Annotated in this window: 25 protein-coding genes and 1 pseudogene; 2 read left to right on the forward strand and 24 right to left on the reverse strand. The window is 45.6% G+C overall.

Annotated features, from left to right (window positions below; genetic code table 11):
- Positions 1 to 24: 24 nt before the first annotated feature.
- Positions 25 to 633 (reverse strand): LysE/ArgO family amino acid transporter, encoded by a 609-nt coding sequence (locus tag G358_RS0101260; protein WP_019635385.1) that lies wholly within the window; start codon positions 631 to 633, stop codon positions 25 to 27.
- Between the two features lie 175 nt (positions 634 to 808).
- Here G358_RS0101260 and G358_RS0101265 point away from each other — a divergent pair, with 175 nt between their 5' ends.
- Entirely contained in the window at positions 809 to 2,260 is a 1,452-nt protein-coding gene (locus G358_RS0101265; RefSeq protein ID WP_019635386.1) for an aminotransferase-like domain-containing protein, read from the forward strand.
- 93 nt (positions 2,261 to 2,353) lie between these two features.
- Positions 2,354 to 3,031, forward strand: a complete 678-nt coding sequence (locus tag G358_RS31510) for a hypothetical protein (RefSeq protein WP_019635387.1) — start codon at positions 2,354 to 2,356, stop codon at positions 3,029 to 3,031.
- An 81-nt stretch (positions 3,032 to 3,112) separates the two neighbouring features.
- Here G358_RS31510 and copZ read toward each other — a convergent pair whose 3' ends face one another.
- The 23 genes and pseudogenes from copZ to qoxA form a co-directional block, all read right to left on the reverse strand.
- Positions 3,113 to 3,313: a copper chaperone CopZ gene (gene copZ, locus G358_RS0101275; RefSeq protein ID WP_019635388.1), complete on the reverse strand. Its 201-nt coding sequence runs from the start codon at positions 3,311 to 3,313 to the stop codon at positions 3,113 to 3,115.
- A 93-nt stretch (positions 3,314 to 3,406) separates the two neighbouring features.
- On the reverse strand, positions 3,407 to 3,757 hold the full coding sequence (locus tag G358_RS0101280) for a metal-sensitive transcriptional regulator (RefSeq protein WP_019635389.1): 351 nt from the start codon (positions 3,755 to 3,757) through the stop codon (positions 3,407 to 3,409).
- Between the two features lie 437 nt (positions 3,758 to 4,194).
- A complete protein-coding gene (locus G358_RS0101285) occupies positions 4,195 to 4,635 on the reverse strand; it encodes a hypothetical protein (RefSeq protein ID WP_019635390.1) in 441 nt (146 codons plus the stop codon).
- A 206-nt stretch (positions 4,636 to 4,841) separates the two neighbouring features.
- Positions 4,842 to 5,129 carry a DUF6809 family protein gene (locus G358_RS0101290; protein ID WP_019635391.1) on the reverse strand — a complete coding sequence of 96 codons (288 nt, stop codon included), beginning with the start codon at positions 5,127 to 5,129 and terminating at the stop codon, positions 4,842 to 4,844.
- An 884-nt stretch (positions 5,130 to 6,013) separates the two neighbouring features.
- On the reverse strand, positions 6,014 to 6,415 hold the full coding sequence (locus G358_RS0101300) for a hypothetical protein (RefSeq protein WP_019635393.1): 402 nt from the start codon (positions 6,413 to 6,415) through the stop codon (positions 6,014 to 6,016).
- Positions 6,416 to 6,431: 16 nt separating this feature from the next.
- Entirely contained in the window at positions 6,432 to 6,662 is a 231-nt protein-coding gene (locus tag G358_RS32830) for a hypothetical protein (protein WP_157274221.1), read from the reverse strand.
- A 187-nt stretch (positions 6,663 to 6,849) separates the two neighbouring features.
- Complete coding sequence (locus G358_RS0101305; protein WP_019635394.1) at positions 6,850 to 8,073, reverse strand: IS110 family RNA-guided transposase; 1,224 nt, start codon at positions 8,071 to 8,073, stop codon at positions 6,850 to 6,852.
- Positions 8,074 to 8,231: 158 nt separating this feature from the next.
- Entirely contained in the window at positions 8,232 to 9,011 is a 780-nt protein-coding gene (locus G358_RS0101310; RefSeq protein ID WP_019635395.1) for a recombinase family protein, read from the reverse strand.
- Between the two features lie 321 nt (positions 9,012 to 9,332).
- Complete coding sequence (locus G358_RS0101315) at positions 9,333 to 9,737, reverse strand: DUF4279 domain-containing protein (protein WP_019635396.1); 405 nt, start codon at positions 9,735 to 9,737, stop codon at positions 9,333 to 9,335.
- Between the two features lie 14 nt (positions 9,738 to 9,751).
- Entirely contained in the window at positions 9,752 to 10,351 is a 600-nt protein-coding gene (locus G358_RS34220) for a polymorphic toxin type 33 domain-containing protein (RefSeq protein WP_338042654.1), read from the reverse strand.
- Positions 10,305 to 10,577 (reverse strand): annotated as a pseudogene (locus G358_RS0101325) (hypothetical protein); the annotation flags it as partial. The pseudogene G358_RS0101325 and the gene G358_RS34220, both read right to left, overlap by 47 nt.
- Before the next feature lie 130 nt (positions 10,578 to 10,707).
- A complete protein-coding gene (locus G358_RS0101330) occupies positions 10,708 to 10,995 on the reverse strand; it encodes a DUF6809 family protein (protein WP_019635399.1) in 288 nt (95 codons plus the stop codon).
- Between the two features lie 998 nt (positions 10,996 to 11,993).
- Positions 11,994 to 12,371 carry a hypothetical protein gene (locus G358_RS0101340; protein ID WP_019635401.1) on the reverse strand — a complete coding sequence of 126 codons (378 nt, stop codon included), beginning with the start codon at positions 12,369 to 12,371 and terminating at the stop codon, positions 11,994 to 11,996.
- A gap of 1 nt (position 12,372) precedes the next feature.
- Positions 12,373 to 15,192, reverse strand: a complete 2,820-nt coding sequence (locus G358_RS0101345) for a restriction endonuclease fold toxin (RefSeq protein WP_019635402.1) — start codon at positions 15,190 to 15,192, stop codon at positions 12,373 to 12,375.
- Between the two features lie 41 nt (positions 15,193 to 15,233).
- On the reverse strand, positions 15,234 to 15,665 hold the full coding sequence (locus tag G358_RS0101350; RefSeq protein ID WP_019635403.1) for a DUF4280 domain-containing protein: 432 nt from the start codon (positions 15,663 to 15,665) through the stop codon (positions 15,234 to 15,236).
- A complete protein-coding gene (locus G358_RS0101355) occupies positions 15,662 to 16,201 on the reverse strand; it encodes a hypothetical protein (RefSeq protein ID WP_019635404.1) in 540 nt (179 codons plus the stop codon). Before G358_RS0101355 ends, G358_RS0101350 begins: the two co-directional genes overlap by 4 nt.
- Entirely contained in the window at positions 16,198 to 17,460 is a 1,263-nt protein-coding gene (locus G358_RS0101360; RefSeq protein WP_019635405.1) for a pentapeptide repeat-containing protein, read from the reverse strand. Before G358_RS0101360 ends, G358_RS0101355 begins: the two co-directional genes overlap by 4 nt.
- A 29-nt stretch (positions 17,461 to 17,489) precedes the next feature.
- Positions 17,490 to 18,905 carry a contractile injection system protein, VgrG/Pvc8 family gene (locus tag G358_RS0101365; protein ID WP_019635406.1) on the reverse strand — a complete coding sequence of 472 codons (1,416 nt, stop codon included), beginning with the start codon at positions 18,903 to 18,905 and terminating at the stop codon, positions 17,490 to 17,492.
- Entirely contained in the window at positions 18,902 to 19,570 is a 669-nt protein-coding gene (locus G358_RS0101370) for a hypothetical protein (protein WP_019635407.1), read from the reverse strand. Before G358_RS0101370 ends, G358_RS0101365 begins: the two co-directional genes overlap by 4 nt.
- 240 nt (positions 19,571 to 19,810) lie before the next feature.
- Positions 19,811 to 20,095: a cytochrome aa3 quinol oxidase subunit IV gene (gene qoxD, locus G358_RS0101375; RefSeq protein WP_019635408.1), complete on the reverse strand. Its 285-nt coding sequence runs from the start codon at positions 20,093 to 20,095 to the stop codon at positions 19,811 to 19,813.
- 1 nt (position 20,096) lies between these two features.
- Entirely contained in the window at positions 20,097 to 20,693 is a 597-nt protein-coding gene (gene qoxC, locus G358_RS0101380) for a cytochrome aa3 quinol oxidase subunit III (RefSeq protein ID WP_019635409.1), read from the reverse strand.
- Positions 20,690 to 22,633, reverse strand: coding sequence for a cytochrome aa3 quinol oxidase subunit I (gene qoxB, locus G358_RS0101385; RefSeq protein ID WP_019635410.1), 1,944 nt, complete (start codon positions 22,631 to 22,633; stop codon positions 20,690 to 20,692). The genes qoxC and qoxB overlap by 4 nt, the downstream gene beginning before the upstream one ends.
- A gap of 60 nt (positions 22,634 to 22,693) precedes the next feature.
- Entirely contained in the window at positions 22,694 to 23,641 is a 948-nt protein-coding gene (gene qoxA / locus G358_RS0101390; RefSeq protein WP_019635411.1) for a cytochrome aa3 quinol oxidase subunit II, read from the reverse strand.
- Positions 23,642 to 23,857: the final 216 nt, after the last annotated feature.

The raw sequence follows: 23,857 nt of genomic DNA on the forward strand, positions 1-23,857 counted from the left end.
TTTTTATCCATTCATGCTTTCTACTCAAAATAACTGAATCACAATATACCCTGCCATGGCCCAGACGATGAGCGCTGACAGCTTATTAATATGACGCAGCAGCCTCCCGCTTGGATCTATGCCGCCAATCAAGCGTCCCGTCCAGCACAGCCCCACGAACCAGACCCACGAGACAGCGATGGCCGCGCCGGCAAACAGGGCTTTATCCAGTCCCTCGAAGCGAAGCGAGCTCGTGCCGATCACGCCGATCGTATCCATGATAGCATGGGGATTGAGCAGCGATACGGAAAGCGCGAATAAAATTTGTTTACCCGCCGGGAGGCTGGCTTCACCAGCCGCAGGTAAATCCGGACGGCTCCGCCAAATCGACCAGCCCATGTACAGCATGAACAGGGCACCGACAATGAACAGCAATATTTTCAGCCAGGATATCGTCAGAACGATCAGGGAGACCCCGGCAACGGCAAGCACGATTAACAGTGTATCGCATAATGCCGCCGTAATGACCGCAGGCAGCGCGTGATGAAATTTGCGGTGCCCTGCCCCCTGGTTAAATACGAATACATTTTGCACGCCAAGCGGCAATATTAGTCCAAATGCCAAGACCAGGCCATAAATCGTCGCTTCCCACATACAATGATTCCTCCGTTTTCTGCAAAAGTTGCTGTTCTCATTGTAAGCAGTAAGGGACGGGTTTGGCTCCAGCCATTTGGATGGATAACAAACCAACCAAATTATATAATTGGATTAAATAAAACTTGGCATGGTGCCACTGCGCACCTGCACATCGCGACGTTGGAGGTTGGTTATGGAGCAATCCCACTGGCAGCCCAGCCGGCAATCGGCTACCCCGCTGCATATGCAAATCACACAGTATATCCGGGACAAAATCGTCGGCGGCGAGTGGCCGGTAGGCACCCGCATCCCTTCGCAGCGCAAATTGGCCGAGGCCTTCAAGGTGAACCGCAGCACGGTTGTGACCGCCTTGGATGAGCTCACGGCCGCCGGGATGCTGGAGGGCTGCAAGGGCGGCGGTACCCGAGTAGTCAACCATACGTGGGGGGCGCTCGCCGCTACGCCGCCGACAAATTGGAACGACTACGTCAAGTCCGGCATCCATCGGCCCAACCTGCCCGCCGTCCAGGAGATCAACCGCGCCGAGTTCCATCCCGGTGTTATCCGGCTCGGCACGGGAGAGCTGTCGCCCGAGCTGCTTCCGCACCTGGAGATGAGCAATGTACTGCGCCGCATGGCGGATCAGACTCCCCCTCTGGGATATGGGGAGCCGATGGGAGACCTGCGGCTTCGCAAGCTGCTTGCAGCCCGGCTCCAGAAGCTCGGCATCGCGGCCTCTCCTGCTTCCGTGCTTATCGTCTCCGGGGCGCTGCAGGCGCTGCAGCTCATCTCTGTCGGGTTGCTCGAGCCGGGGTCGGCCGTACTGGTAGAGCGTCCCTCCTACCTGTACTCCGTTCCCGTGTTTCAATCCACGGGCATGAAGCTGCGCGGCGTCCCAATGGACGAGAACGGCCTGCGGGCCGATTTGGCCGGTGCATACGCGAAGCAATACAACGCTTCTTTGCTGTATACGATCCCGACATTCCATAACCCGTCGGGTACGACAATGAGCGAGGCACGCCGCGGGCAGCTGATGGAGGTTGCCGAGGCCGGGGGCCTGCCGGTAATCGAAGACGACGTATACCGCGACTTATGGCTGGACACGCCCCCTCCCCGCCCGCTTAAAGCCCGGGATGCCAGCGGGAACGTCCTCTATCTCGGCAGCTTTTCCAAGACGGTCAGCCCTGGCCTGCGCATCGGCTGGATCGCCGGGCCTCAGCCCGTGCTGGAGCGGCTCGCCGACATCAAGATGCAAAGCGATTACGGCTCCAGCACATTGTCCCAGCAAGCTGCCGCCGAGTGGCTTGGCAGCGGAATGTACGAGCAGCATATGGAGCGGGTTCGCGAACGGCTGAGGGAGCGTCGTGCCGTCATGTTGAACAGGCTGGACAAGCATTTCGCTGGTATCGCCAGCTGGAAAGTGCCTGACGGCGGCTTTTATGTCTGGCTCAAGCTGCATGCCCCGCTCCCCGCGAGAACCCTGTTCGACCTGGCGCTGCGCCGGAACATTCTTATCAATCCCGGCCATCTGTACGACCGGGACGCGAACCAGTATATCCGTCTGTCATATGCCTTCGCGTCCCTGGATGACATGGAGCGCAGTCTTGCCAAGTTGGCGGAGATCATCGAGTCTATTTTGTCCTAATGTATGATCAATGTCATGATTTTCTAAAATATTCCAGTGCCAGGCAACTATTATGATCCTGAAATCGTTTAAATAGATAGGAGGGGTCATATTATGCGTGCTATGCGTTTTGTAAAAATTGTTATTTGCATCATCGCCTTCTTGCTGATTGCAGGCTGTAAAAATACAAAGGTACTGCACAACGAACCCGGCGTTTCGCAGCCCGCCATTGTCGATCAGCTCCCTGAGCCTGTCAGTACCAGCGCCGATGGCGAGAACGATTCAGGCGAAACAAGGCTTATCGAAGGGGATGCGGGGGCAGCAGTGGAAGCCAGGGAATCGGAGGACGATCGGGGTACGGCTGTGAATCCCGAAGTCGATGGGAGCGCGGGACAGCTATACGGCCTGGCCTTTGAAGCGATGATGCCGATAGACGAAGCCTTGAATCAGGACATGGAATACATTGCGATCGATTTCAGCGTGTTGTCGCATTTAACGGAGGAAGATAAGCAGTACATTGAAGAGTACATCAGCAGCAGGTTTACCGCCCCGGTTAAGGACGCGACCTTCGAACAATTGAGAGAGAGCGAGGGCGACCATTTTACAGATAACGGGATGGTACTGAGCGGCGTACTGCTCCAAATCGACAAAGTGGAGATTAGCGAGAACGGGGCCGTCATCGAAGGCATGAAATACCGCTCTGGCAATGGGGCCGCCGGTATCGTCATCCAGCTGGAATTGAAGGACGGGGCTTGGAAGGTTATTGAGGCCGCAAACACTGGGGTTAGTTAAAATGGAATGTCTCATTTTTCATACAAATACTGCCCGGGAGCACAAAATTTCTTGCACTCCCAGGCAGTTCCGCACTGCATTTTATACCACGTCGTAGCCTTGATCTTCGATCGCTTCTTTGATGGCTTCAACGCTAAGCTTGCTTTCGTCATAGCTGACCGTGACGTTTTTGGCCGACAGATCGACCTTAGCGCTCGCTCCAAGCTTGGAAACCGCACCTTCGACCGAGTTCACACAATGATTGCAGGACATTCCTTCTACGTTCAATGTAACAGTTTGCATTTCAATTCCTCCTCTTAACTTTTGATCACACTGTATTTCAAGATGTAATTCGACTTCGAATCTTGCATAAATGTTTGGTATTCCTGATAAATTTTATTTCATCAACTTGTTCACCGTAACCAAGAGCTCATCCACCACTTCGGTTTCTCCGGCCTGGATGCGTTCAATGACGCAACTCCTCATATGGCCTTCCAGCAGCAGCTTGCCGACACTGTTCAGGGCAGACTGTACAGCCGCAATTTGATTGAGCACGTCGTCACAGTACGTGTCCTTGTCGATCATCCCCTTAATCCCCCGTATTTGCCCTTCAATCCGGTTCAGACGCCGGGTCAAATTATTTTTCAGCTCATCAGAATGATGACTGTGCCTCTCTGCTGAGCCTGAGTCTGCTGAATGACAAGCATTCTCCGCACAGTGATGCCCAGTCTCCTTAGGTTCAGTCATGCGACTATCACTCCTTTCCTGTAAAATCATTATATTATACCCCTATGGGGTATGTAAAGATGTATTGAATGCGAGGCAGCCTTAAACTCAAAAAGTGTATGCTCACTCCGCTCATGGCACCTTTTTTAAGAATATAGAGGTATATTGTTCTGCCGAGGCATCACTAACCTTATGAGAAAGCCGAACAATAGTTCGTCTACTTTGCGTATAAGCCGCTGAAGATGTTCGGCGCTCATCTTCTGTAATGCAAATGTACTTGGATAATTCGCAAGATATTTTACGGATTGAATTAAACTCACAGAGTCTAAATCCATTCCGAGGGTAAAAAGTCGTAAGTTCCTGTCTTAGGAATCTACGACCTTTTGTATTTCGTAATATTCGTGGAAATGGGCTTAAAGAGAGGGGACAACTTTTTGACAAACTCCGTTGTTTTCACTCTATTTTCTATTAATTTCATATGCCTTATTTGTAAGTTCATTAAGAAAGTCTTGAAATATTCCTCTCGATACTATTCCAGTACTAGGGATCGCTTCCTTTACTTTCTCAATTATGAAACGGTTTTCGAGTATTATTTGTTTATTTTCTACACTAGTAAAACTCCTTAACGAATCAATACAGACTTCAAATAAATCAGCGTCCTCTACACTCGCTAAAGTTAGTAGTATTTTTAACTCTTCTAAATTTGAGTCATTACCTAAACAATAAGCCAGTTTTTTTTGCCAACCTAGAGGTTTTGTCAACAGGTCATGTGATAACTCATTCCAATCTTCATGCTTAAACAGGATAATTAATTTTTCAGCGGTTAAACAACCAGTGTCGAACCAGTAATTATCTGCATCTTGAAAGTCTGTTAAAAGAGCATCAAGTTCCTTATACATAATAGTACCACCTTCTTCTTATACTTTGGATCACTTAACCCGTAGGTACAATTCCTATATTTCTATTATCTCGAAAAATTTCCTCTCTGACCGTTTCATCACTACAATAAAAAAGCTCATTTCCACCTACAATCAGGCAGAAATAAGCTTTTAATGAATTATCCGCAACCCTAGTATGTCATATGAATAAATATAAAATGGCTACATCAGCCACCTACGATCTCATCTCCTGCTGCATATACTTCTGTCATCATTAGCGCGCCAAGTTGAAATCCACGGATAAAAGAAGCTGTGGCATGCAATGTACCTGATTTACTTCGCAAATCAAGTAATTCTTCAAACTGGCTGAATTCTGTTGCCGATAACTTTTTTTCCCACATTTTCATGGCTTCGGATATTTTACGGTTTAATGCACGATATTCATGGTCAATCGGCACAATCGTTTCTTCAGGACGAATATTTCCACAATATAACGCTTCTAAAATACTTCTCATTTCCCTCTTCCCTTCACGTGGATTCCTGTTCCTTGAAAGAAAGACTGACACATGATAAAGTAATCTGTGCAGTCTGTCCACCGGGCAGTTGCGCAGTGGAGGAGGTGGCGAATTCTTTTTCGGGAGTGCGCCACTTCCTTTGTTTATTCATCTTCATTTAGCTTCTCGATCCCACGCCTTACAGCCTCATTTTTTGTCACCTTATTCTGCTTAACGTATCGTTCGAGAATTTCACTATGCTTCTTATCTAGCCGCACTGTGAGTCGTATTTCTTTAGGATTTTCAGAGAAAGGCCGTCCCAACTTTTTAGCGATTGGCTTCACCTCCTAGCACGATTATTGGCTGACAATAATAATATAATTAATGTCTGCCATAAAGTCAAGTTCTGTTGACTTTTTATCTGTGTTGCCTTTCTTTCATTTTAAATATAAAAAAAAGAGCTTACTCACTTCCTACTCATCCTTTAGTAAGAATAAGCTTTTGAAGTTTTAAATTCTTTAGTGTTAGATAATTTGAACCAATATCTACTATTAAACCACGTTCCTCTTCATACTGTGTTGTAGCTTAGTGTCCTTTTTGCATTATTTCTCTTGCTAGATAATTTTAGCTTGTCCTCAACTTCACCCTTCCCTTATCAACGTCAAGAAAACGAAGCTAACACAAAACAGGTCAATTATGGTGGTATCTAACCATAATCGACCTGTTTTTCGTAACGGAATAGCGTTATTTAGGGTATAAAATTCAAGCATTGATGTGTACGTACAAACAAAACGACGAAATCTTTATACAGGTTTTACATGGGTTATATGTGTTATTGGTTGAATGATGGGTTCATTCGACACTCGGTGTCCCCATCCCAAGAGACCTTAGGGAGATTAGTCAAATTAGAATTCTTCCAATGAAATAGCTTCCATAGAACTGCAGTAAAAATTAATGAAGTTATACCCGTCGTTTTCTCCATATCCGCTATCATCATGAACATGATATCTTTGATTACTATCCCAACCCAATTCTTTTTTATCATGTATTATCAAACTGTCCGTTAAATATAAATTTGTGACTTTTCTTAATGAAAGTTCGGAAACATTATGATACCTAACTCTCAATTTGAAACGTTGTTTCGTTTTTATAACCGATAGAAAGAAAAACAAATCAAGTGTCGTAGTATAGTTATCTTCATAATCAATGTCAATATCATATTTAATTCCGATTATTTCCTCATACGTCCAAGAACCAAGAGCATTCAACTTTTCAGTAATTTTATTGTAATTATTAATATATTGCAAGTAACATGCCTCCCTTTTAGTCAATAAATTCTATTTCATTTGTTGATTTATTAATTTTCCCTAATCTTAATCTTCCTGTTGATTTCTCTACAAAATATTTAAGCTCCCTAGCATTTCTCCCTGCATCTTGATATATGTATTCATGCATATGTGGATTTGTGTGGTGAGCAGAATTACCATGATCACTATAATCTATTCTATACTTTTGTTTCCCTGCTTGATCATAGATTACTCTAGATTTCTCCACCTGCCCACTTGAACCTAGTCTATAAAAATCATATCTATCCCCTGGGGTTCCTTGCATAGGGGCATAATTATTTTCGTAATACTTATCAGGCAGAAATGGTTCCTTAGCAAAGTCATCAAATTCACCCGTCCCCTATGTTGTAAAGCTAATTCCTTCTATGAATAAATAGCATCGTCGATCCTTCCTGTTAACTAAAATTATACGCCTTATCCGTCTTGTTTTTCATCATTCCGTAAATGATGTTGACGAGTCGCCTCATGACGCATACCAATGCTTGTCCTTTTGTCTTACCTTCGGCGATCTTCCTCTGATAATATTCGTGAAAGAATGGGTTTCTCGGCTTGCGGCTTCCTTTCGCTACTTGTACTTGTTGAACGGCGAGGTTATAGAACAGGCCATGCAAAATACGATTGCCCTGTTTACTTTTCATCGTCTTTCCTTTCCCCGCCGAACTGAACAATACCGGTGCGACTCCTGTAAATCTTGCCAGTTTATCTGCAGTTGGGAATCGCTTTATATCGCCAATTTCTGCGATCAAGTATGCCGCGGTAACGAGATCAATTCCTGGCATCGTTTCCAGCCTATAATAATCAAGCTTACCAAGTATCGTTATTAGTTCGTCATGAATATTCTGCATTTCTTCCTGTTTGAATCGCAAATCACGCACATAGCTTTGGATTAAAAAGTCTCGGTAATGTTGATAATCCCGGGTTGTGTCACCATCCCGATTTACCAAGTCTAAGATTGCTTCTGCTTTCTTCGTTGAGCAAGTGTTATGGCTCGCTTTCCGCAATACTTTGGCCAATTCTTCCGCAGGCATGTCTTCCAGTAATTGCGGTGAGGGAAACGTATGCCAAAAAACAAGCGCACATTTACCGTCAATATCGCTGAAAAACTTCTTGTAACTCGGATAATGATGGCTTAGTTGGGCATGCAATTGGTTTTTCAAGGACATTTGGGATTTAATTAATCCTGTTCTTCGAGATACAAGCTGACCAACGGTCCAGTAAATATCTTGTACATTAGCATTCGGTAGGATATCCAGCTTGCTCAGAAGGATTTTGGCTAAACATTCTGCATCCCAGCTATCGCTTTTCTGCGTGGTTGGGTAGCTTTTTCGTTCGGCAAAGGATAGCGCCGTGTTGACCTCCTTCACCTTCTGATTCTGTTCAAGTAAATAGGCCGCAAGAGATCGACCATATCCGCCGACATCTTCAAGACCAAAGAGTGGGGTCACGCCCCTCTTGGCATACCCCTTTACTTCCTGAAGAAAGTCGGGGAATGCATTGGGTATGTTGTTGAATTGAATCTCCCCAAGCTTTTCATTCCAGCAGTTGATAATGACTGAGGTGTGTGTATGCTTGTGTAAATCCACACCTACATAGATATGCTTTTCTTTATAATGACGCATCGAATCCCTCCATATCAAGTGAGATGGAATGAATGTCGGCAACCTCAGTTCGAGCGTTAGTCGTAAGACCCGCATTGGGACGCCAGCCAATCCATTCTTCCAGTTCAAATGACATATAGAATTGCCCGCTCATTTTTTAAGCAGACAGAAAAACTTTTTCAGATAATCGCTTGATGTTGCCCGGCCGCTTCGATATTGCCGTATGAATACATTCCTTGGTACAAGGATTCATGATCAAAAATCCGTTTTATTTGCACTTTGGTGAAGGCTTTACCTTGTTCCGTTCGGTAGCCTTCCGTATTCAGTTTCTCGGCAAATTGCTTCAATGTCCATGATGGGTGATCAGCTTTCAGTTCGAATAAATGCTGAACAATGATGGCTTTTTCCTTATCAACGGTGATTGTCTTTTGTCCTTTACGGGCTTTGTAACCAAAAGCAATTCCACCGCCTGCATAACCGCCTTGCTCGGCTTTCTTGCGCCTAACTCTTCCGAGTTTCAAGGCAATTTCCAATCGTTGATACTGGTCAAGCAGTTCGAGCATGCCGTTAACGAGGAAATCGTTCGGGTCATGCGTATAGATGCTGTAATTGGGCTGTTCGATAGAGCAAACATCGACTTGGTTTCGTTTCAGTTCCCGTTGAATCAAGACTTTCGCCATGTCCGATCGCCATAGGCGGGAGGTGTTAAGCACGATTATGGATTGAATATTCATGATCGGAAGATCAGCAAGCATGTTCTGCAAACCTTCTCGTTCAACCATCAATCCTTCCTCTTCGACTTTAGCTCCGCTGATTCCTCGATCTTCGTAAATTCGGATAAGGTTTAGGCCGTTTGCTTTGCAATACTTCACAATTTCATCGACTTGGTATTGCAGACTGTATCCGTCTCTTGCTTGTCCTTGTGTAGAAACTCGGACATACCCAACGACTTTTGGCATATTTCTCACCCCCCCTCTCGGTTACAGCATTTGGAGTTGCTGTAACTACAGACCGTTCCCATCAATCTGCTTCCGTTGGATTGTAAGAGACCGATTTCATGCTGACAAGAGGGTTTTCACTTGCATGAGGTCTGAATTTGTAATTTACGTGAGCTGTCAGTTTCGAAGCCGGTCATTTCCTTTCTGCCTATTCAGAATGCCTTTTTAACGCACGAGTTTCGATTTTAGCGCATTCTAATGTCGAGGGAATAGGAGAATATAGAGAAAAAGAAGAACCTTGACTAAGTGACGAGCACTCGATCAAGGTTCTTCGTAAGGTAATTAGGAGTAAATATAAAGGTCAATGTCAACTTCTGCTTTGATTTGATTAATAAATTCAATGGTTTGTCTGTTAAAATACATCGCCGGTTTCTGGTTATCCTCAATGTTTATAACGATATTAATCATAATTTCAAGGTTAAATAATTGGGATAGTTCACTTAGATCAACCGATTTACTTTGAAATACTCCCTTGATATGATCAATTTGATCGTTAATATCAAATGATTCTTGATAACCTGTACTATACCTCCAACAAGTATTTTTTCTGACAATTGATTTTCCCGGGATAGTTTCTCCCTTTATCCAGTAATCTTTTGGTTGAATTCCGAGCTTATCAGTAATATCTTGAGGATTGAAATTATCGCCGCAAATACTAAGATTAGCCATGACGTTCGTGCCTGCCAATTTACATTTCTCCTTTACTTAATATACTCTCCAGTCGGTATACCTTCGCCTTTCCCACCTTTCAAATATACCCACAACTGTCCTGTATCCTTGTCCACATAAATATCGTAACGAGAGATTTTCCCGCCAGCTACATCATCTTTCAGTTGATGGGCATCAATGCCATTTTTCTTCAATACTTTTTCATCGACCATTTTAATATTTTTCGGAACATATTTTTCTGCTGCGCCTACTGTGTTCGACCCAAAAGTTCCCTTGCCTACACCATTACCCGTACCCTTAGTTTCGGGAGGTTTATTCGGGTTATTCGACGAGGTCGATGTTTCTCCCTTCTTCTTATATTTGGGATCACTAAACCCGTTAGGGACAGTTTTTATATTTCTATTACCTCGAAAATTACCACGTATAGCCTCATATTGATACAACATACCACCGGCAATAATACCAAAGGCTTGTATCTTTGAAATTTTCTCTCCTGTCCAATAATTAATACCATTCATTGCAGCATTTGTTTCTTCCATAATAGGATCAAAGTTATCTACAGCAGCGAATTTCCTGTTCGGTTTAAAGATCATATCGCGTACGGAGCACTCCATCTTCAAGACGTGTCTCATCCTGAACCACGATAAGTTCTTTACCTTGTTCAATGGGGAGTTCAATCACATCGCCTAAGGCATAGTACTCTAAGCTTTCAATCGTATAAGTGACATACGAGCCAGCCCGCTCTTCCGATTTATCGGCAGACAGCTCATGAAACGGTTTCCGCACCCGGTAGAATACATCCCGATCCAGCTTATTAGACAAGCGCGTGATCATCCCGTGGAATAATGTTCTTGGGCTTTGTTCTTGCTCGTTAAAGGGAGCATCAGTAATAAAAAAGAAGCTCATCTCTACTACGATTCGGTAGAAATAAGCTTCTAATAAGCATTTTTATGTTTGTTTTTTACTAAAATATTTTAAAGAGAACACCTTAACCACTAACTAACTCATTTCGTGTTGTATATACTTCTGTCATCATTAGTGCACCAAGTTGAAATCCATGGACAAAAGAAGCTTCAGCTTGCATTGAACCAGACTTACTTCGCAAATCAAGCAATTCTTCAAGCTGGCTGAATTCTGTTGCCGACAACTTTTTTTCCCACATTTTCATGCCCTCGGATATTTTACGGTTTAATGCACGATATTCATGGTCAGTCGGCACAATCGTTTCTTCAGGGCGAATATTTCCACAATATAACGCTTCTAGAATACTTCTCATTCCCCTCTTCCCTTCATCTGGGTTCCTGCTCCTTGAAAGAAAGACTGACACATGATAAAGTAATTTGTGCAGTCTGTCCATCGGGCAGTTTTGCAGTGGAAGTGGCGAATTCTTTTGCGGGAGTGCGCCACTTCCTTTGTTTAGTCATCTTCATTCAGCCTCTCAATACCACGCCTTACAGCCTCATTTTTTGTCACCTTATTCCGCTTAACGTACCGTTCAAGGATTTCATTATGCTTCTTATCTAGCCGTACTGTAATTCGTATTTCCTTAGGATTTTCTGAGAAAGGCCGTCCCATCTTTTTAGCGATTGGCTTCACCTCCTAGCTCAATTATTGGCTGACAATAATAACATATTAAATGTCTGCCATAAAGTCAAGTTATATTGAGTTTTTATCTGTGTTGTCTTTCTTTCATTTTAAACATAAAAAATGAGCTTACTTACTTCCTACTCATCCTTTAGTAAGAATAAGCTTTTGAAGTTTTAAATTCTTTAGTGTTGGATAGTTTGAACCAATATTCTACCCTTAGACCACGTTCCTCTTCATACTGTGTTGTAGCTTTGACATCGCTTGACTTTAGTGTCCTTTTTGCATTATTTCTCTTGCTAGATAATTTTAGCTTGTCCTCAAACTTCAACCTTCCCTTATCAACGTCAAGAAAACGAAGCTAACAAAAAACAGGTCAATGATGGTGGTATCTAACCAAAGTCGACCTGCTTTGTGTAACAGAATAGCGTTATTTAGGGTATAAAATTCAAGCATTGATGTGTACGTACAAACAAAACGACGAAATCTTTATACGGCTATTACATGGGTTAAATATGCTTAGGGTGTGATCACCCGATTCATTCCGTACCAGATGGGGTCTATTTCATCATCCGCTGAGACAGAGACAAAGAAAACCACAACACGAGCGGCTAGCTCGCATTGTGGCGTTGTTGGTTACGTTACACAATCTTGTTGTCAGGGTTGTAAATACATATCCAAAAAACAAATCTAGTTATTAAATAGTATGTTTACCTGCTCAGTTTCTACAAAATGTCCATCAAATACTTGCCAACATAATTTTTTTTCACCTTCATGGTCATCAATCAAAAAATATCCCGTTATTTCTGGGATTACTGCTATTTTAGAAATTTGCTCCTTAATAAAATCTAAGTGATACTCTCTTATATCTGCTCCATAAAAGATATACGTAGTCCAATTTACTTGGTTTTCAGGGAAAACCCACCCTAATTGGTACGATTTACGTGTGCTATAATTTAATTCAGTATCACTATAATTTTCGGTAAATTCCATACATATTTCTTTAACTTTACTAACATCGTGTTCTTCACATTCAAACCAACCTCTAATTGAAATATATTTTCCCATGTCAATCCCCCATACCTGTTTTTACTATAACGCCTTTCTCTTCTAAATATTTACGAATTTTAGGGTGAACACCATATTTGAACCAATATTCTACTCTTAAACCATGTTCCTCTGCATACTGTATTGTAGCTTTAAGTTGCTGTTTCATCTTCTTATTCATAAAATTATCGGGCTTGGTGACAGCAGACATCGACCTCTTAGTCTCAATTACTGCATCTTTAGTAACGCTATCAAGTTCCCTTTCTCTGCCCTTTTCTCCATAGATCATTTCTTTACCACCCGTTTTCTTTCTTACCATGTCTTCATAATGCCTATCCATTGCTTGACTATAGTGTCCTTTTTGCATTAATTCTCTTGCTTTATCAGATAATTCTAGCTTGTCCCCAACATTACCCGTACCCTTAGTTTCGGGAGGTTTATTCGGGTTATTCGACGAGGTCGATGTTTCTCCCTTCTTCTTATATTTGGGATCACTAAACCCGTTAGGGACAGTTTTTATATTTCTATTACCTCGAAAATTACCACGTATAGCCTCATATTGATACAACATACCACCGGCAATAATACCAAAGGCTTGTATCTTTGAAATTTTCTCTCCTGTCCAATAATTAATACCATTCATTGCTGCTTTTGTTTGTTCCATAATAGGATCAGAATCATCTATAGTAGTAGTAAAATTTGCTGGATCACTATTATAAGCTATAGTAGCCCGAGCGTCTTCCTGACCATTACCTCCTCCTTTTCGTTCAAGATACACCATCCCATCCGCGTATCGCTTAGTATACTGACTATAATCGTAAGTTACCGGCTCTATACTGCTAGTGTGTTTATCTTCCCAACGCCTTCTCACATCCACAGGAACCTGCTGGTAAGCTTGATACATGTCGTTCGACTCTTTCAACACGTTGCGAACGAAATCTAATGGACCGTTGGAATACAACAACTGACGCGCACTTGTCATCATTTTTCCTAAAATCCACTTACTGTAATAAGCCTCTCTCTCTTGCTCATAGATTTGCATGTTGATCAGTCCCTGCACGAGCAGAGCCGCTACTTGCTTTAAAGGATGCAAAGACCCCAAAGCAGGCATAGCACGAATCGCTCCTCGAACAGGAATTACCGCAGTTGCTTGCAGCGCCACTCCTACTGCCTTATTCGCAGGTCCCCCCAGTGCACCTAATAGAACTCCCGTCATCACTGGAATCGAACCTACCAGTTTGGATTCCGTAACCAACTTGTTATTAGCAGCTGTTCCAACTGCCGGACTTGTTATTTTCGCTGTAGGGGTATCTCCACTACCAGATGAAGTATGGGATGCAGCAGATGATTTGGATGCCTCATACGCCTGTACACTCACTATCTCAGGCTCCCATACTGGAGGCAGGTCGGTCACAATTACCGGGGCCTTCACAGTCCCTTCCTGCTTTACAACCGGGGCTTTGAGGTCTGTTTCACCATCCAGCACCATGCTGCTGGCTCCGCCTTTGAGATACAGCGCTGTGCCGGCTTTTAGCGATAGTCCCTTCCCTGCCTCCATCTTAACGCTGCCACCTTGAATTTGTACATTCCCCGAACTACTAATGGTAACGCCGCTAGTTTCATGAAGTGTAATAGATACTTTACCTGAGGAGTGCAGCGTCAGCTCTTGCTCGGATAGCTCTATACCGCTTCCCTTCGCATGCTGCCACACCTTCACATTAGGTTGTCCAAGAGCACGCTGCTGGCGTAATGCATCGGTGACATAGGCGTCTTGCTCGCGGTTTGTAGGGATATACAGCTCAACCTGATCTCCGATTTCCGGCATATCGTACCACCCGCTGTGGGCATCCGCAACATAACGGGTAGCTACGGGAAACCAGCAGGCCGCTGGATGCTGCTCGGGGTCGATATTCAGTTGAAGCTGCACACGATCCTGCTCTATATGTAGTACCTTCCCTAGTAGAGAAACCCCCGTAATCTGATCATTCTCAACCCGCGCATAGCGAATTTCCTGTTCAGCTTGAAGATCATATCGCGTACGGAGCATTCCATCCTCTAGACGTGTCTCGGCCCGCACCACGACAAGTTCTTTTCCTTGTCCAATGGGGAGATCAATCACATCCCCTAAGGCGTAGTACTCCAAGCTTTCAATCGTATAAGTGACATACGAGCCAGCCGGCTCTCCCGGGTTCCCGGCAGCTAACTCATGAAACGTTTTCCGTACCCGGTAGAATACATTCCGCTCCAGCTTATGCAGCTTGCCTACCGGCAGCCCAAAAAAGATCTTCGGTGATGCTGCCGTCACTTCAGGCACGAGCACCGATCCGAATCGGGAAGCTAATCGCTTTAAAAATGCCCAATCCGTCTCCTGATACTGCAGCAGGAAGGTGTCCAGTTTGGCGCCATCCGTGACGGTATCAATTGCATCCCCGTACTTATACTTCCGCACCAGTGCCGTGACCAGATCATCATAAGTGCGCTGCGGCTCTTGATAAGAACGATTTTTTAGTTTCACATCCAATTGATAGGAATGCGAAGCGGCCTCCAGCTCAAAAGTATAGACTCCCCTTACACAATGTATAGACAGACGCGTGATCATCCCGTGGAATAATGTTCTTACGGATTGCCCTTGTTCGTCCAACTGACGAATAACGATCGGCTCCTGATCCATCGTTTGCCCGATCCACGCAGCCCCTTGTTCTTCGGGAAGAATACCGATCAACTGTAAGTACGCGTGTTCGTTGATCGCTCTATGAATATGTAACTGCTGAATATGCTGTGGCTGAAAGGGACCGTATAAACGTATGCTCTCATAGCCGATCCCCTCTGTAAGTAAACTCAAGTTGTACCTCCTCCCTCCTGACTTGGTCCTGATTCCAGCGGTTAGTCCAGTTCCTGACCGTCATCTTCTATGCGAATATGTCCACAATATAGGCAGTGGTGCGTGCAGTCCTGTGTCAAAGCGGGCTGGCCCTCGATTAGCATATCGCTTTTCCCATTCAGCCATGGCATCGTCAAAACGGGAACGCACGGAGCCTTCTTCACCCCGTAAATATCAACCATGTCACTTGTCTGCACAGCTGGATTATGAGGGCTGAAGCAGTTGCCAAAGGACCGAATGTTCTCTCCTGGCAAGTAATCTGCAATATTCATCGCCGCTTTATTTTTGACGTATACCCCATGACTGAAAGGACGCTTTAACCGGGTCGGCTGAGTGCCATAGCTGCAGCTCAAAATCGCGCCTGCTACGACATAGCTTTTGGCCCCGCCGGCTCCTGGCTGCACCTGCGCTTGCTGTACCTTCGCTTCCTTCATCTGGCTGTCCCCTCCTTGCTTTCTATCTCTACTCTTTCTAGTCGTATGCCTATAAATGGACGGCGCAGTAGACTTTCTGCCAGCGCCAGATTAATAAATATGTAGGGTTCCATCACATCCGCTATTCGAAAAATAGGAGACATGTCTTTCCTGTATTGGAATACCAAGTGCTTCAAAGTATGATCGGGATACCGTTCGGTGCTATCGGACAAGCAAACCTCCTTAGGAGGGCGCAGCACCCAATACACCTCTTGCTTGGCTTGCTTCAAATCGGTAAGTATAGCTGCCCTCCATTCCATACCCGGCACATACTTCTCCAATAAACCCCTCATGCGACCAGAGACTAGCGGCACGGGATATTCCAGAAAGTCTGGTAATACGGATTGCGAATGAAGCTGTACAGCTAAAAACAATGGAGCTTCTTCCTCTGGAGATTCGGTTATCCGCATGACGTTCTTCGTTGATAACGAGGACAGCGGCACAGGTTCTATACGGTGTTTGACCCGCTCATCCATCCTAAGCCGAAAATATCTCACGTTAGTTGCCCCCTAACTTCCCGGAGCTGCTCTTCCGTAAAACTCACACCCTGCAGATTGGCGCCGCTGAAATCAGCACCAGCCAACCTTGCGCCGGCAAAAGATACGTCTGTCAGATTAGCCCCAGCAAAGCTAACATCCGTCAAATCAGCCTCGGCAAAGCTAGCAGCTGTCAGGTCGGCATTCTCAAAGCAAGCCGCTGCTAGATCGGCCCCGATCAATGAAGCTTGCCGCAGCGTGGTATTACGGAAATCAGCACCTTGCAACTCAGCTAGCCTAAAAAAAGCCCCTTGCAGATTAGCTCCCGCAAAATTCACCCCGCTAAATCCTAATGGCTCCCATACCAGCCATGAATCGGAGTCGTTTACGCTGCCCATCACCTTGTCCAATATGGCCTTCCTTAGAGAGCAACCGCTAAAATCCGCTCCATATACCAGGCTGGAGGTAAAGTCAGTACCTTGAAGGTGACTGTCCTGCCACTCCGTACCCACCAGCACGCAAAATTGCAAACGACTATTCTCCATCTGCATGCCGCGGAAAGCCGTATAGCGAAAATCCAGGCGGCTATAATCGCCTTCCGATAGGTCAATCTCCGTCAAGGCTTGGTAGCCGTACTCATGAGCTTCTTGTAATTCCAGCCATGCTCTGACCTCTTGCATATCCCGCTTCCGGCGATCTTCCTTATATACGGACACGCTTCGATCCAAATACTCCCCGACACGAACTTCAAATATTTCTCCACGCTCCAGTTCCTGAAACTCGGGAGTATGCACGGCCCGTTTCATCGCCAAACGAATCATATTCACCATAACCGCATGAAATTCCGCCGCTGCGTCCAGCATCATCTGCTCTAATCCAATCTCGGAAAGAGGGGATTGCCGCCGCTCCATAATTTCAGCCTGGTACCGCTGCTGCAGATCACTCCAATAAGAAAAGGCCCAGTAAACATCCCATTCAAATTGGATGGGGTCCGTATCAAATACCCAAAACTCATCGGCAGCCTCCACGAAATAAGTCGGATGCTTCTCCAGCCATGATGTTCGCAGCATAGAGTATGTGATGTAGCTTATACTTCCTTTTTTCCCTTGAAGCTGCTTTTGACGAATGTCGCGGCAATATTCTCTAAATTCCTGTACACATTCCCCAATACGTTGTTCTAGCGTGGTCTTAAGCGTCGCTGCCCAATCTTTACGAATAAAACTCCATGCCTCATCAAGAACGACTTGTTGCTCCTGCCCTTCTATAACAGGCTTGTCCATTGCATTTACACCACCTGGTTACACGTATGCTAGTTAGATTTCACTTCGCTGCCTTTCATTTTGGCTGAACCGCTAAGTTCAATATGACTGCCGTTGCAATCCATGCGCAGATCGCTGCCTGCGGAGAGAGACATCGTCTTTCCAGCCGTCAGGCTCAGATCTCCCCCCGCCGAAATGCTTACAGCATTATCGCTTACAATATGTACGCCTTCTGTGTCGTTCAGCTTGATATATATAGCCCCTTCTTTCCCCGTAATGACCAGTTCCTCCGGCCCGAGGCAAATTTCCTTCCCATGAGGGGTCCGCCAAATCTTCATTTGGGGATCAGAAATTTTATTATAGGCACTTCCCTGCGTATTTCGCCTGACGGCACTTCCCGCAATTCCGTCTTCTTCACGGCTGCCCGGAAAATAGAGCGATACAGGATCGCCGATTTCAGGCATCACATACCAGCCCGTATGCCGCTCAGCACTATAGGCCGTGGAATAGTTGAACCAATATGCCTCATTTATCTCCTGCTGCTCATCGCAGTCCAAATGAATGCGCACCTGATCCTGACGCACATCCACGACCACACCGCTTAACGATGCACCGGCCAGCTTTTCCTGATAGTAGCTTTTTTGCCGGAATCCCTGGTACGATCCCAGTACATACTGATGCCTCAGTTGTCCTTGTCTCATTTCGGTATAAGCTTCCATCACAAATAGGCTATGCCCTTGAAAGTTCAATTGCGCTCCTAAATCCAGTACCTCATCCGTCTCCACCTCGTAGAAGATGAAGTCGTTCTCCGTAAGCCTGGCCTGATCATTCGCCTGAAAATAGCGAAAAGGCAGCATTTGTTTGCTTACGGTGTAGCGGCTACTATCCAGAACCACATGTGCAGGCGTATCCTCAATCCCAAAATAAAACTTCGGACTATCAAAACGGGCAGCGGGCATCAAGCTTGTATGATAGCGGGAGGCCAAACGTCTTAAAAAAGCCCAATCCGTCTCTTGGTACTGGATGGCAATACGTCCGATCTGCGCCCCGTCGGTAGCTCCGTCAATCACATCAAGCCCCTCGTAATCCTTGCCGATCTCTTCCAGCAATTGAGGAATCGTCATTTTTGTATTCTGAAAAGAACGCGTCCGCTGTTTGATGTCCATTCGGTAGGTATGAGAAATGGCCTCAACCTCCAGATAGTACACATCACGCACAACCTTCACCTCTACCGAAAGCGCAATCCCGCTGAATAATGGCTTGGTCTCGCCTGCCTCATCTTTTTGGCTCACCTTAATGACCGTATAGCTGTGCGTTGTTTCCACATAACTGTCTCGCATATCTTCTGGAATCACACCTGTAAAGTACAGCCGGGTATGCTCATTAATTTTCTTCGTTAAGGTGAGCTGTTCCAATTTAATTCTTTCAAAGGGGTGAATTCGAATGTTGTCGTATCCGAGACTCATCTTGAATCCTCTCCTTCCTTAAATAGCATTGGGTAGGAATCAGAAACAACTCTAAGTGATTCCACCATCCTTCTAGCTACAGGCAACCATGCCTCCATGTCGGACTCCATACAGTTGAAGGCGCCGATGATCACGCATCCTTCCAGAACAAACAGCAGCATTTCGTTATACAGGTTACCGTCCACCCCTGCTGCTACAAAACGAATAACCCCGATCAAAAGGCCATAGTCATTAACGATCAATTCCGTCCCCATCCAATTGCGAATGGGTTGGACAGATCGCAGCACGTCCGCCATCTGCTCTATAAAATCAGGAAGCTCCCCCGGCTCCAAAGTCGTTTCTGTCGGATTAAAAGTAATATTGATCGTCCCATCGGTTGATGTGTAAATGACCTTCGGACGATGCTCCGAAGGATATTTAAATTTAGCTTGTTCCAAGGGCATGAGATGAAAGGCCTTCGGAATTTCCACCTCGCTTTTCCCATCCAGTATGATCAGCGGGGAGAAAGTGACGATTTCATCTTGTATGCGCAACACCATGTTCTTGTCGGCCGCTAAACTTTGCTTCTCTGAATCCGTTGATTGAGGTTGGTTTGGATTTGCCTCCTCGTGCTTAGGTGTTGATCCCTGTTTCATGCTAAGAATCTGTTCATCCAAATAATTCATCGTATGCAGTCTCTTCTTCCTCCGGTTTATATTTTTGTAAATGAAACCCATCTATACCTATATTTCGGACGCAATCTCATAAAAATTAACCCATGCCCCTGCAAAGCCCCTTTTTTCACCAGAAAGACATCACCCGACGATTTCTGCAAAAAAAATCACCCTAATCCCAGGCTTTCGCCTTTGGATCAGAGTGATTCTCATTTCTATATAAATCTAGCTTTAGCAAACTTGCCTATTCGCTTATTGATATCCCCAGATCATCGTAAACAGCGTACCGAAAATCGTCACTATACCTACGAACAACGCATAAGCGATATTCGTATAAAGCGATGTTTTCGAACCCGTCTCGCCGATGTGCATGAATACAAACAACTGAACTGACATTTGAATGATCGCACAGACGAGCAGAACCGTCATTTGCATCCCGAAGGACATATCGAAAAACAGAACGGTCAGCGCAACGACCGAAAGGATCAGCGAAGAGACATATCCCATGACGTGTTGAAGCGGGAACAGTTTTTTCATGTCACATCAATCCTTTCAAGTATACAAAGCTGAAGATGAAGATCCAGACGACATCAAGGAAGTGCCAGTACAACGAGAAGATAAACGACTTGTTCGCTGTATCCGGCGTGAAGCCTTCACGCTTCATTTGCAGCATTAGCCCCCCGCCCCACACTAATCCAAGCGTAACGTGCGCTCCATGAAGACCAAGCAGCGTGAATAAGCTGGACATGAAGGCGTTCGTTTGCAGCGTTGCGCCTTCGTTTACGTACGTCACGAATTCATAAATCTCGACGCCCAGGAAACCAAGGCCAAGCAATAAAGTAACTGCAAAAAATCCCATCGTCGCTTTCATCAAGCCTTGCCGCATACTGTTGATCGCCAAACCGATCGTAAAGCTGCTCGTTAGGAGCAGAAAGGTTTCGATAAGCACCGGTCCGATTTCAAAAATCTCTTTCGCCGTAGGACCGTTGCCGGTCCGGTTCCACAAGGTGAAATATACGGCGAAGAGCGTGGAGAACATGACGATCTCTGCTCCGAGAAATACCCAGAAGCCGAAGATGCGGTTCTTGTTTTCTTCCGTGCTATATTCCAGCGGTACTGAATGATCTATTTTCATACCTGTTCACCCCGCAATCGTTGTTCGGTCGCCACAACTTCCTTCACAGGAATATAATGTCCGTGATCGCGTTCAAAGGATCTGACTATCATCATAATAAAGATGCCCAAGGCTCCAATTACCGCCCCTACCCACCAGTTGAATACCATGAAGAATCCGAAGAACATGAAGATCGCGCCGAGAATGAACGGCTGTCCGCTGTTGTTAGGCATATGAATATCGCTGTATTCTTCGGTATACAGGGATTTGCCCGACTTCTTAGCGAACCAGAACGCATCGCGGTTCTCAATGTTTGGCATTTTCGCAAAGTTATAGTGAGGCACCGGGCTCGGCGTGCTCCATTCCAGTGTCCGTGCATTCCATGGATCACCGTTATTCTCTCTCGGAGCATAGCGGAAGCTCCAATAAATGTTGTATACGAGTATCGCAAATCCAACCGCCAGACCAACCGATCCGATCGAAGCAAGCAAGTTCAATGGGCCGAATCCCGTCTCAGCGGAATAAGTGTACATCCGGCGCGTCATTCCATTCAGCCCCAGGAAGAAGAGCGGCAGGAACGTTACGTTAAAGCTCGTCATGATGACCCAGAACGCCAGCTTACCTTGCTTGTCATTCAAGCGGAAGCCGAACAATTTCGGGAACCAGTAGTACATTCCCGAGAGAACGCCGAACACCGTACCCGGAATCAATGTGTAGTGGAAGTGCGCTACCAGGAACATCGTGTTGTGGTATTGGTAATCCGCACTTGCCATCGCCAGCATGACACCGGTCACTCCACCGATCGTAAAGATCGGGATAAAGGCAAGGGCATACAGCATTGGCGTCGTAAATTCGATGCGGCCTTTCTGCATCGTAAACAGCCAGTTGAATATTTTGATCCCGGTCGGAATGGCAATCGCCATCGTCGTCACGGAGAAGAAGCCGTTAACCATCGCGCCATGACCCATCGTATAGAAGTGGTGAGCCCACACAACGAAGGACAGTATCGAGATGATGACCATACTGAACACCATCGATTTATAACCGTACAAGTTTTTGCGTGAAAACGTGGAGATAACTTCACTAAAAATACCGAATGCGGGCAAAATAACAATATATACCTCTGGATGTCCCCAAACCCAGAACAGGTTGGCCCAGAGCATATCCATCCCGCCGTTAGCCATCGTAAAGAATTGCGAACCGAACTGCCGATCCAACATCATTAGCAGAAGCGCGATCGTCAAGACCGGGAACGCGAACACGATAATGACGGAAGTGACCAGGATTGACCAGGTAAACATCGGCATACGCATTAATGTCATGCCAGGCGCACGCATTTTCAGGATCGTAACGATGAAGTTAACCCCGGTCATCAACGTACCAAGTCCCGCAATCTGCAGTGCAATGGAGTAATAGTTGTTGCCTACCGTCGGGCTGAACTCGATGCTCGACAGCGGGAAGTAAGCTGTCCAGCCAGCATCAGGCGATCCGCCGATGACGAACGAAATGTTGAACAGCATCGCTCCGGCGAAGAATAGCCAGAAGCTGACGGCGTTCAGGCGCGGGAACGCGACGTCCCTTGCGCCGATTTGCAGAGGAACAACGACGTTCATCAAGCCGATAATAAACGGCATCGCCATGAAGAGGATCATGATGACCCCATGCGTCGTAAAAATTTCGTTATAGTGCTGGCTGTCCAAAAGTCCGTTCTCTGGTACAGCAAGCTGCGCACGCATCAGGAGGCCGTCTACGCCGCCCCGGAATAGCATAATAAGTGCGGAAATGATATACATGATACCGATTTTTTTATGATCAACGGTCGTTAACCATTCACGCCACAGGTAGCCCCATTTTTTAAAATAGGTGAGTCCGACAACAATCGCAATGGACACAAGGACAATACTGACCATCGCGCCGTAAATCATCGGTTCGCCCGTGACGAAAAATTCGTCCCATTTCATTTAGCTTACTCCTTTCCAGTTCTAAGTTGCATTACGAGCTTTCAGCTCATCTCGCCCTATTTAGTGGTTGTGCCCGGAGTGATCCATCTCTCCGCCTCCGCTGTTCTCCGATCCGAATTGATCCATTTGGAACTGATCCAGCTCGGATTTAGAGGCAGCGTCACCATGGTTATGTCCGGCGTGCTCACCCTCAGGGGGCGGCAAGAACGTCAGGTGCGTGGATGTGTATGTTTTTCTGCCGACAAATTTCGTATCAAGCAGCGTTTGGAATTCGTCCGGCGTTAAATCGGAAGCCGTGTTCTTTACATCTTCCACCCATTTGTCGTACTCTTTCTGGTTCATCGCCAGCACCTCAAATTGCATATGGGCAAAGCCTTCACCAGAGAAGTTCGCATTCTTACCCAAGAATGAACCTTCATGCTCAGCAACGAAGTTCAACTTCGTCACCATATCGCTCATCGCATATTTCTGACCGCCAAGCTGCGGTACCCAGAAGCTCGTGATCGGTCCGTACGCATACAAGCGGAATTCGACAGGACGATAAGTCGGGATATTGACATAGTTCACCGTCTCGATTCCTTCCTCTGGATAGCTGAAATGCCATTTCCAGTTGGAGGAAGCCGCGTAAATAATCATAGGCTTTTGATCCTGATAATCTTTAGGCACAGCCTCAACTTCATTCGTACTGCGAATCGTAACTACCGAAAGAATGATAACGATAATTAACGGGAACGCTGTCCAGACGATTTCAAGCCACGTCTTACCTTCATCATGCGGTGGCTCATAATCCGGAGCAGCCTTCGAAGCTCTGTATTTGGTAAGCATGTAAACAAAAAGCACATAGACGACGAGTAGTATAAACGCCATCGTGATGATGGAGAATATAATAACATCGGCCTGAGTCTTGGCTACAGGTCCTTTCGGATCCAATACCGTCAAAGTATTGCAGCCGGACAGGAAGACAAGCAGCGCTGAAAATGCGATTAACAGCAGCCCTCTTCTTTTCATAGATTCCGTTACCCCTTTCTAAGCAGCAAGTTTCCACGAAGGTGATACAGGTTGATAAACAGTCACGTGAGAACTTAAGTATTACAACTAAGAACAATGTTAGGATTCGTTAAAAACAAAAACAAACCATAGAGAAAGGTAAATATGTAATATATTTACATTTACGTCCTTGTCCACCTCTTTTCCCCTCACCCCAAAATCCGAAATTTAGCCGTA

The organism is Paenibacillus fonticola DSM 21315, from assembly GCF_000381905.1.
GTDB lineage: Bacteria > Bacillota > Bacilli > Paenibacillales > Paenibacillaceae > Fontibacillus > Fontibacillus fonticola.